This is a genomic window from Prevotella sp. TCVGH (assembly GCF_023522295.1).
GTDB lineage: Bacteria > Bacteroidota > Bacteroidia > Bacteroidales > Bacteroidaceae > Prevotella > Prevotella timonensis.
Window position 1 is genome coordinate 1 of sequence record NZ_QFFX01000074.1, and the last position, 10606, is coordinate 10606.

Annotated in this window: 12 protein-coding genes; 7 read left to right on the forward strand and 5 right to left on the reverse strand. The window is 38.4% G+C overall.

The features are described from left to right. Window positions 1–161: 161 nt before the first annotated feature. Window positions 162–950 (forward strand): Nif3-like dinuclear metal center hexameric protein, encoded by a 789-nt coding sequence (locus DEM91_RS10880; protein WP_249858937.1) that lies wholly within the window; start codon window positions 162–164, stop codon window positions 948–950. Between the two features lie 84 nt (window positions 951–1034). Next, window positions 1035–1865 carry a zinc ribbon domain-containing protein gene (locus DEM91_RS10885; RefSeq protein WP_028900785.1) on the forward strand — a complete coding sequence of 277 codons (831 nt, stop codon included), beginning with the start codon at window positions 1035–1037 and terminating at the stop codon, window positions 1863–1865. 475 nt (window positions 1866–2340) lie between these two features. Here DEM91_RS10885 and DEM91_RS10890 read toward each other — a convergent pair whose 3' ends face one another. From DEM91_RS10890 to DEM91_RS10900, 3 genes are all read right to left on the reverse strand, one after another. Then, entirely contained in the window at window positions 2341–3156 is an 816-nt protein-coding gene (locus DEM91_RS10890; protein ID WP_249858938.1) for a TerB family tellurite resistance protein, read from the reverse strand. Between the two features lie 66 nt (window positions 3157–3222). Then, entirely contained in the window at window positions 3223–4461 is a 1239-nt protein-coding gene (locus tag DEM91_RS10895; protein WP_249858939.1) for a sialidase family protein, read from the reverse strand. A gap of 111 nt (window positions 4462–4572) precedes the next feature. Next, the gene (locus tag DEM91_RS10900) at window positions 4573–5022 is read right to left on the reverse strand and encodes a type I restriction enzyme HsdR N-terminal domain-containing protein (RefSeq protein ID WP_249858940.1); all 450 of its coding nucleotides are present in this window, start codon (window positions 5020–5022) and stop codon (window positions 4573–4575) included. 149 nt (window positions 5023–5171) lie between these two features. Between DEM91_RS10900 and holA the strand changes: the two genes are divergently transcribed. The 5 genes from holA to DEM91_RS10925 all read left to right on the forward strand — a co-directional run bounded on the left by holA (window position 5172) and on the right by DEM91_RS10925 (window position 9768). Further along, the gene (gene holA, locus DEM91_RS10905; RefSeq protein WP_249858941.1) at window positions 5172–6200 is read left to right on the forward strand and encodes a DNA polymerase III subunit delta; all 1029 of its coding nucleotides are present in this window, start codon (window positions 5172–5174) and stop codon (window positions 6198–6200) included. A gap of 771 nt (window positions 6201–6971) precedes the next feature. Next, window positions 6972–7439: a helix-turn-helix domain-containing protein gene (locus tag DEM91_RS10910; RefSeq protein WP_249858945.1), complete on the forward strand. Its 468-nt coding sequence runs from the start codon at window positions 6972–6974 to the stop codon at window positions 7437–7439. A 261-nt stretch (window positions 7440–7700) separates the two neighbouring features. Next, window positions 7701–8477, forward strand: coding sequence for a dihydroorotate dehydrogenase electron transfer subunit (locus DEM91_RS10915; protein WP_249858942.1), 777 nt, complete (start codon window positions 7701–7703; stop codon window positions 8475–8477). Continuing rightward, window positions 8465–9376, forward strand: coding sequence for a dihydroorotate dehydrogenase (locus DEM91_RS10920; RefSeq protein WP_249858943.1), 912 nt, complete (start codon window positions 8465–8467; stop codon window positions 9374–9376). Before DEM91_RS10915 ends, DEM91_RS10920 begins: the two co-directional genes overlap by 13 nt. Window positions 9377–9441: 65 nt before the next feature. Continuing rightward, a complete protein-coding gene (locus DEM91_RS10925; RefSeq protein ID WP_025071624.1) occupies window positions 9442–9768 on the forward strand; it encodes a hypothetical protein in 327 nt (108 codons plus the stop codon). A 143-nt stretch (window positions 9769–9911) separates the two neighbouring features. Here the strand turns inward: DEM91_RS10925 and DEM91_RS10930 are convergent, their stop codons facing one another. Next, window positions 9912–10199, reverse strand: a complete 288-nt coding sequence (locus DEM91_RS10930) for a winged helix-turn-helix domain-containing protein (protein WP_180979224.1) — start codon at window positions 10197–10199, stop codon at window positions 9912–9914. A gap of 125 nt (window positions 10200–10324) precedes the next feature. After that, the gene (locus DEM91_RS10935; protein WP_249858944.1) at window positions 10325–10504 is read right to left on the reverse strand and encodes a hypothetical protein; all 180 of its coding nucleotides are present in this window, start codon (window positions 10502–10504) and stop codon (window positions 10325–10327) included. Window positions 10505–10606 lie beyond the last annotated feature (102 nt).

Genomic DNA, 10606 nt, shown 5'->3' on the forward strand with positions numbered 1-10606 from the left:
AAGCCAAAAGATAACAAAACGTATTTCATAAAATTTTAATGACTATATGCGGTGGTAATTTATAGAACCAGCCTGAATAGAAAATAAAGCTAAACAATGCCTTGGAAGTTGCATAATTGAGCTAAAAGCAGTATCTTTGCAGCATCTAATCGAATAATAGCGTGAAGATAAAAGAAGTGGTGAGTGCCCTTGAACGATTCGCGCCTTTGCCCTTGCAAGCAGATTTTGATAACGCTGGGTTGCAAGTTGGATTGACAGAGGCGGAACTATCAGGGGCTTTATTGTGTTTAGACGTGACCGAACCGATTGTTGATGAAGCAATTCGGCTTGGCTGTAATTTAATTGTAGCACACCATCCGTTGATATTCAGAAAGCTGTCGTGCATCTCCAACCAAAACTATGTTCAGCGTACTGTCATGAAGGCAATACAGAACCACATCACAATAGTGGCGATGCATACCAATATGGATAGTGCTAAGGGTGGCGTAAACTATAAAATAGCCGAGAAGTTGGGGTTGCAAAATTTGTCTTTTATAGGCAAAGAGCAAATTGTTGACGGTGTTACAGGAGGTGAGGGGATTATTGGAACCTTTGCTGAAGGACTGGCAGCCGATGATTTCATCTCCCTACTGAAACGTGTCTTTGAAGTCGAATGTGTACAGGCGAACCAACTATTGCGTCGCCCTATCAAGCGCGTTGCGCTTTGTGGAGGCTCTGGTGCATTTTTGTTGAGTGAGGCTCTACAAGCAGGAGCTGATGCGTTTGTAACAGGCGAAATGAGTTATCACGACTTTTTTGACATGGAACAGCGCATTCAATTAGCGGTAATTGGTCACTATCAAAGTGAGCAGTTTACGAGTGAGATTTTTAAGGAGATTATTCAAAAAGAGTTTCCAGAAGCACATTGCTGTATATCCAGTATCAACACGAATCCCATTATCTATTTCTAAAACCAAAATGTCATTGTGGAAGAAGAAATGTAGTGGTATATTTTGAAATACATAGTATCAATTATTCAATAACAACAATAAAACATGGCAAAAAAAGATCCTACAGATTTATCGGTAGAAGAGAAGTTGAAAACTCTCTATGAATTGCAAACAACCCTCTCGTCTATTGATGAGAAGCGTGCTTTGCGTGGTGAGTTGCCTTTAGAAGTCCAAGACTTAGAGGACGAGACAGAAGGTTTGACTACTCGTATGGAAAAAATTCAGACTGAAATAGATGAATTTAAGAAGGCTATATCTCAAAAAAAGGCTGATATTGCCAATGCGGAATCGAGTGTAGAGCGCTACAAAAAACAACTCGATGAGGTGAAGAACAATCGTGAGTATGACACGTTGACCAAGGAAATAGAGTTTCAGAGTCTTGAAATAGAACTCTGTAACAAGAAAATTAAGGAAGCACTCATAAAGATAGAGGAAAAAGAAGCCGACTTAAAAGAAGCCGAAGCACTGCTTAGTGATAGAAAGGTTGCGCTGAAAGAGAAGAAAGGCGAGCTGGATGAAATCATGCAAGAAACTCGTGATGAGGAAGAGGAACTGAAGGAAAAAGCCAAAGGTTTAGAGGTGACGATAGAGCCTCGTTTGCTTTCCAGCTTTAAGCGTATTCGTAAAAATGCACGCAACGGATTGGGGATTGTCTATGTACAGCGAGATGCTTGTGGTGGTTGCTTTAACAAAATACCACCTCAGCGACAGTTGGACATCAAGATGCACAAGAAAGTTATTGTGTGTGAGTACTGCGGTCGTATTATGATTGACCCCGAATTGGCTGGTGTTGAGGTAGAAAAAACAGCGGTTGAAGAAAAGCCGAAGCGCAAGCGTAGCATTAGGAAGACAACAAAAAAAGCTGATGAAGCTTAGCCAAATGCTATAAGGCTGGTTCTATAAATTAGCTTTGTTAGATTTTGAGCTTATTTTTGAGATCAAAATGCAAGAGAGTAAAGGAGTGTAGCGAGCTACACGACTGAACGAACTTACATTTTGAACCAAAAAGAAGCCAAAAGATAACAAAACGTATTTCATAAAAATTTAATGACTATATGCGGTGGTAATTTATAGAACCAGCCATAAAGTTGGTGGAGGAGTAGACTCGTCAAGGTTCGCTAATATACGAGCTTCGATAATTTCTCCCACTCAATATAAAACCAAGGAAAAGATGGACAGTTTTATCTGACAGTGTTTTGTCATTCGTTTGGTAAAGCAAAGGCATCTTTTCCTTGGTTTATTTTGTGCCGATTTATCAGCAGAACTTATACGGTGACACCGATAGATTTGGACAAAAATTGGTTTGTAGACGGCATCTTATTTGCGAATATCTATGAGGTAATTTACGGATTTATAATCCTCTTGCCTTATAGATTTTATCTTTTGCATTGTTTATTTCTTGAAATTTCTTTTGCGCAGCCTTGCGAACATCGTCCCCTAAAGTAGACACTTTGTCAGGATGATGCTTCAGAGCCATTTGTCGATACGCATTCTTTACCTCTTCGTTGGAGGCAGAAGGAGAAACGCCCAACACACGGTAAGCAGCTTCCAAACTGGAAGAGCTGTCTTTAAGGTTGAGCATTGAGTCTACATCGGTGGCAGAAAGTCCCAAATTGATGGCAACTTCTTTGAGTACATTGATTTCCTCGGTCACAACATGCCCGTCCACTTGTGCCATGATGACTAAGAAATTGAGTAGTTGTAGACGCTCTGGGTAAGCCATTTGGCTACGTATTTCTAAGCATGCCTGTTGGATAGTGGATTGGAATCGTTGCCACCCCATTTGCTTTTGTTGTTCAAAAAGTTTCAGAACAATGTCCTCTCCTTGCTTTACAGCGATAGCTCCAAAGTTCTGACGTAGGAAGTTTCGTAGCAATTCCATTTCCGAGTGCATCACCTTTCCGTCAGCTCGAATGATATAGGAAGCGAGTGCTAAAAACGAAAAGAGGAAAGAATTGCGTTGGCGTTCTGCTTGCACACGCTGCCATTGGCTATCTCGTTGGTTGGTGTGAGTCTGTGTTTGTCCATGCTCACGATTTTGATAAGGTTCGTTAACGGCATCTATTTCATTGTCAAAAAGCCATCCTAAAGCGAACCCTGCTAAAGCTCCGAGAGCACCACCTTGTAAAAAACCAAGTAGTCCGCCAATCCATTTTCCTGTTGCCATATTTCTGTTGTATAATGTGTTTTTAGTCTTATCTTCATAGTTGAATGTGTTTCATACAGCTATGAGTTAGTAGCCCTTCTTGAAGCGTTTCTTAGAAAGCTCAAATTCGTTGTTGGTAATCTCTTCTACGTCAAGCGATTGATAGGAAATGTGATTATTTTTCTGCCCAACTTCACACAAAAATCCTATTCGTCCATCCTTTTGAGCTATCATAGTGGAATAAGATGAAGGTCCATGATGAACCTGCATCCCTCTTTTCCAATGGGATGCAAACTCGAGAGCTGATAAGTGTTCCTTTCCAATTTCTTTGTAAAAGATGCCCACATTCGTTCGTTGTGGTCCAAAAGGTACCGATTGAAGAGCTAAATATGTTTCCTGACCATCAGATTTACGTACGACTGGTAAAACCAATATCTCCCCGTTGCATTGGTTCTTGATATGAGCCATATCGGACGCCGTTTGTCGGCTGTCCCAATGACCTTCACCTTTTTTGATATTGGTAAACGTAAAGATGTTGAACATTCTGCCTTCTGTGCGTGAGCTAAGAATAAGACTACCATCGGGAAGCTCTTCACATTTCACTTCATCACCATCTTTGCAGGGAGATTCGTCGATATTACCAAGAACTTTCCACTGATGTCCAAAGTCATCGCTATAAACAATGAAATTGCCCGAGAGCGTGCACAGACCTGAGTACAAGCGATAATATTTGCCTACTTTGATGTATCTGCTTTGATGAATTCTGCCTGAGGTAAAGAACAAAGATTGAATTGGACCTTGCTTGCGACCATCAAACAGTCGATAAATCTGCTCTGTAATCTCGTGTCCTTTGTCCCAAGTCTTGCCATTGTCATTACTGCGAAACACTGCCACTCTGTTAGGATTGTCACGCTTGCCCTGAAAGTAAACCGTTTTGCCTGCTACGCAAACAGCCAACACCTCACTGTTGGTGCGATTGGCTACCAAACCACAATCGCCAAAAGCATAATCCCACTGAATGCGATTTTCATCACCATGTCCGTCAGCAAGTTTGGCAATGGGTGACCAAGTAATGCCATAATCTTTACTGATGCGGTACACTAAGTCCACAGCACCATAACCAATATCAGAACCACAATAGCGGAAATCAGAAACAGCAATCAAGTTTCCATTTCTGCACTGAGCAATGGCAGGAATACGATATGGGATTTCGTTGGCTGAATCTGTTTCGAATAGCAGTTGTTGGTGATGCTGGTTGTTTGAGGCTTGTACAACAAGACCAGTTGAAAGTAACCATAAAAAAGATATCAATCTAAAAATTTTCATAAGTAGTGGTGTTTTTTGTTATATAATAAAATCACGCTTTGAGTTGTCCATAAGAGTTTTACTTCTTGTTTACAAATATACGTAAAAAAAGCTGAGCATCTGTGATAGGTGTTAAAGATTTTGATAGTTAGGGATGCTATCCAAATATATATAATTTTTATGTTCATAATTCATCTTGCAGCAATAGCTTTCAACACCATTGCTAACAATTAAATAATCGACATGAAGTAAGAAATTATAGGTTGAGATTTGGTCAAAAACTTTCTGTGTAATGGGGATATGAGGCGCTTTATATTCAATAATCATTCTGGGTTTTAATGTAAGATCGTATAAGATACTGTCAACGCGCAAGGTCTTATCGGCTATCTTTAACGAAACTTCATTTGCTAAAAGCGACATTGGATAGTTTTTGTGTTCAATGAGATAATGAATAAAATGCTGCCTAACCCATTCCTCTGGAGTGAGTGCTACATATCTTCTTCGAAGAATATCAAAAATAGTGGGCTTGTCCTTTGTACCCCCTAATTTTATTTGGTATTGGGGTAGGTTTAATCGAAACATTTTAGTAATTTTGCATTCAAATACAAAGTTAATAAAAAAGAAGAAGGTAAAAGAGATTAGTAAGAATTTTGTGAACATTTTTCAGGTGATTACTTGAGACGTTTTCAAAAATAAATTCTGCTGAACTTGTTTCTCTTTTTCATTCTTTTATGAATGACATGCCAAAAGCTGGAGTCACATACGAGTCTGTGATGCGAGAATTAAAAGCTCGTCATTTTTCACCTATATATGTATTAATGGGTGATGAGTCGTATTATATTGATAAAATTGCGGACTACATTGCTGAGCATGTTCTACAACCAGAACAGAGAGATTTTAATCAAAATATTATATTTGGAGCAGATGTCAACGCTGCACAAATTATAGATCTTTCAAAAGGTTATCCTATGATGGCTGATTATCGTGTAGTCATTGTGAAAGAGGCACAGAATTTAAAAGATACGGAGCTGATTGCTAAATATCTTGAAAATCCTGTTCGTTCTACGATCTTGGTGCTATGTCATAAAAATGGTACTATTGATAGTCGTAAGCGACTTATTAAAAAGGCAGATGCCTTAGGGATTGTTTTTGAAAGTAAAAAGATGCGTGAGAGTGATCTCCCCAACTTTATACTCTCTTATTTGAAGAATAAGAATATTGCTATTGATTTTAAGTCAAGTGTTATGATAGCAGATCATGTGGGTGCTGACTTAAATCGTCTCATATCCGTTTTAGATAAAGTTCTTATATCTCTTCCTGAAAATGTTCGAGAGATTGATCCTACTTTAATTGAAAAGCAAATAGGAGTGAGCAAAGATTTTAATGCTTTTGAATTGAGAGCTGCTTTGATAAATCGTGATATTTTTAAGGCAAATCAAATTATCAAATATTTTGACAATAATCCAAAGGCAGGATCTATCTATTCTTTTCTTCCATTACTTTTTAATTATTTCCAAAATTTGATGATTGCTTATTATGCTCCCTCTAAAACAGATAATGCCGTGGCTCAATATTTAGAGTTAAGAGGAGGATGGGCTGCTCGTGATTATATGAGTGGGATGAGGAATTACTCGGGCAAGAAAACCATGCAGATTATTTCTAAGTTTAGAGAGATTGATGCCAAATCAAAGGGTATCAACAACCCAAATACGTCAACGGGAGACCTGATGAAAGAGCTTATTTTCTTCATTTTGCACTGATAAACATACTTTTTTCGTTACTTTTTCTCTATAATCAAACTTTTCTTTTTCGCCATTTTTGCCCTTAAAGCCCGATGTAATAAGACTTTAAGTGCTTTTACTACGCTCAAAATTCGCATATTTAAGAGCAACTTGAGGGATGGTTCAGAATATGAGAGTTATGAGAAAATAAGCACTAATTTTATGCTCACGATTTCTTATTAACGTTTATTACGGTTTTCGTTTCTTTATTTTTGTATTCTAAATTATATAAATGTATATTTTATTTTATCTTTTTGTTGATTTATGTTTCTATATTCTAAAGGAATGATAATTCGTTATATAAATTCAAATATATAAATATTCAAATTTAGTTTTCTGTATTTATAATTATACGTACAATACAATTGCCTATTTTATAATGATAACCAATAACTTATATGTATTTTATCAAGCCTTTTATAGTGTACAGGTACATAAATTGAAAAAATACATTAGAATCTCTGTAATAAACACTGAAAAGTAACACGTAAGTGAAATGTAATCAGTTATTAGTACTTTTACGCTATACAAAGTTATATGACTAAGAGAACGGTTTATGTTTATGAATTAAGAATTCAAACACCATCAACGTGTTTTGATTTACAAACACAAACAAATTACATTTATATAAGCGAATTTGTTGTTTGAAAATAGTTTAGAAAAATGAATTGTATGTCCAATTTAATGTTTACCTTTGTAAAATCAACGAAAATTAGTGAATTAACCTCTAAAAGCAAGCTTATGGACGAAATGAAGGATAGAATTAGGCAATTAATGTTGGCTCAGCACATGAATCAACAAAGTTTTGCAGAGGTGTTAGATATATCCCCTGCCTCATTGAGTAGCATTTTTAATGATCGAACCAAACCAACACTTAATCATATTGATGCCATTAAGAGTAAATTTCCTTCTATAAATTTAGATTGGTTGATGTATGGAAAAGGTTCAATGTTTCTGGATGACGTTTCTCATGATGAGCTAAAAAGATCAAATGACACTACTCAATTACAACCAACTTTAGATTTTGATGACACTTCTTCTATAGATACACACCCTTCTACGAGACAAGTTGCATCAGTACCTCCTATGAGTACAAATCCTGCTTCTTCATCTCAACAAATAAATATGAATTTTCTTGACAAAAAAGAACGAAAGATTACTGAAATCAGAATATTTTATGATGACCAAACTTGGGAGACTTTTGTACCAAAAAAGTAAAGTGTGCAATCTTTTTCTCCACTGTTATGATCCCTTTTTTTTATAGGTCTTATGTTTCAATCTCTTCATTGACAGGGGCATTATTTTAGTTTCTTCGTTTGTCAAACCTCGTAAATTATGTTACCTTTGTATCGATTTAAGAAGTGCAGCACTTAGGGTTTGAAAAGCGTAACTAATGAATACTTCTTTTAGTGCCAATCAGCTTTGAAACTTTGGTGATGTTTGTACACATATTTATATATACAGATAAAGTTTTATTTGATGAAGAAAATTTGTGAGGACTTGCTTGTTCATTCTCTCGAACAATTAAGTAGCAGACATTGGTTAATGCGCCTACGGTCATCTTCGCAACTTCCAGAGATGGTGCCAGGGCAGTTTGTGCAGATTAAAGTGGAGCATTCCCCCGCTACCTATTTGCGGCGTCCCATTTCAATCAATATGGTAGATTATGAAAAGAATGAGCTATTGCTGCTAATTGCAGCAGTTGGTGAGGGAACCCGACAGTTAGTGCGTTTACAACCAGGTGAACGAGTTAACTGCTTGTACCCATTGGGTAACGGCTTTACCATGCCTTCCAGTCCCAAAGAAAACTATCTGTTGATTGGTGGTGGTGTCGGTACTGCTCCTCTTCTCTTCTTAGGTAGGCGAATAGCTGAAATGGGAGCGCAGCCAACCTTCCTCTTAGGGGCAAGAACATCAAGCGAACTCCTCGAGAAAGACATGTTTAGAAAGTATGGTGAGTTGTATCTCACGACCGAAGATGGCTCGGAAGGCGAATCTGGCTTCGTTACTGGACACTCTATTCTTCGTCAGAAACGTTTTGACCGAATTGCGACTTGTGGTCCCAAGCCCATGATGCTCTCTGTTGCTCGTTATGCCAAAAGAGAAAATATAACGTGTGAAGTATCCCTTGAAAATGATATGGCTTGTGGATTAGGTGCCTGTTTATGCTGTGTGGAGAACACGACAGAAGGGCATATTTGTGTGTGTAAAGAAGGTCCTGTGTTAAATATAAAGAAGTTGTTATGGCCACTCTAAATGTAAAAATAAATAATATTGACTTCAAAAATCCTATTCTTACCGCTTCAGGTACATTCGGATACGGATTAGAGTATGCTGATTTGGTGCCTTTAGATCAGCTTGGTGGCATCATTGTGAAAGGTACAACGCTTCATCATCGGGAGGGAAATCCCTATCCACGAATGGCAGAGACACCTTTTGGCATGTTGAATTGTGTGGGGCTTCAGAATAAGGGAGTGGATTATTTTTGCCGTGAAATCTATCCAAAAATAAAGGACATCGATACCCACATGTTGGTCAATGTGAGTGGAAACACCCCCGAAGATTATGCTGCCTGCGCTGCTCGCATTGATGAGTTGGACAAGATTCCCGCCATCGAGCTGAACATTTCCTGTCCCAATGTCAAGGCTGGAGGAATGGCTTTTGGTGTGACATGCGCTGGAGCTGCCAGTGTTGTAAAAGCTGTTCGACAGGCTTATCACAAGACACTCATTGTTAAGTTGTCGCCCAATGTTACCAATATTGCGGATATTGCAATGGCTTGTGAGGCTGAAGGAGCCGATAGCGTTTCCTTAATCAATACCCTCATGGGTATGGCGATTGATATTGAGCGTCGCAAACCTGTTCTTAGTATTGCGACAGGAGGACTTAGCGGTCCTGCTGTGAAGCCTGTAGCCCTGCGAATGGTATGGCAAGTGGCAAAAGCAGTCAAGATTCCTGTCATTGGACTGGGGGGTATTTCATCGGCAGAAGACGCCATTGCATTTATGATGGCGGGTGCAACGGCTATTCAAATAGGCACAGCTAATTTTGTTGATCCCACCATAACTCTTCAGGTTCGTGATGGTATTAACCAATGGCTGGAGCAGCATGGATGCGCTTCGGTGGTAGAAATCATTGGCGCATTGGACGATTGACCCGACTTAATGTTGCACATCTCGTTCATCTGCTGAATCCGATTAGGCTCTAAAAAAACATTTCTATGAAAATACAATGTATATTAATCAGCATAGCCTTTGCTTCTTTTTTATGCTCATGCGAGAGAGTACAAAGTTTGGAAGGGCTTGTGGTGGATGTTCATAATGTTCCTTTAGATAGTGTTTTAATTTCAGACGATCTGATGAATTTTCGTATGCGTACAGATTCGTTAGGAAGATTTAGGTATATGATAATGCTACCTACAACAAGCCGAGGTATAGACACAAAATTTAGTTTTTCCAAAAAAGGATTTATAGATCATAGTCAGACAATTAAAGTCTATCGTTCTACGAAAGTTATTGTTGTTATGGATAAAGACACACCTGAATAAACTGATGGTACAACAATCATGGGTTGTCATTATTGAGCAGACCCTAATTAGTCATACCATCGTTCATTTGTTTGTATTGCGGATTTTCACAGATTTTACATGTCAAATACGAATATCATATAAGTACATTCTACAACCGCTTATTACAACCCTGCAAAATACGTCTTCAATACCTCCACATATTTCATCATGGCATTACGCCCCGTGTCTGTCATCTTGCAGATAGTTCGGGGTTTTACGCCCGAGCCATCTGTAGTTTTTGATATATAGCCTGCTGTGACCAGTTTATCCAGCTGTACACTAAGGTTGCCTGCCGTCGATTCTGTCTTTTCTTTGATATAGTTGAAGTCTGCTTTCTCTACATTCAGCAGAATCGACATTACGGCAAGACGCAACTGGCTATGGAGTAATGGATCCAACTCTTTCATTATTGTTGCTTTTTTGCTTTGAAGTTAAGGATATGTCCGGGGATGACAAGGGTAATGACAAAGGACAAGACCATCAGTTCCATCTGCATAATACTTATAACTTGTTCACCAGAAACAAAGTTGCGAAGTCATCCAGTGCCAATCACTACACCAAGAAGTCCGCATATCTGTATCGACTTCTCTTTGAGTATTACGCCAGAGGTGTATGTGCCTATACCTGGCAACAACATACCCAACAAAAACATTCCGTTCCAACTCCTTACTTCTCCGAAATGTAAAAGGCAGTCAATGGCGTAGACTGCAAACATTGCACTTATAATAGCCCACACTTTATTTATTATTGCTGTCCGGTAAAACTTTATTAAACAAAATAATTTAGGGCTGACACTTCTCACGAGGTGTCAGCCCTT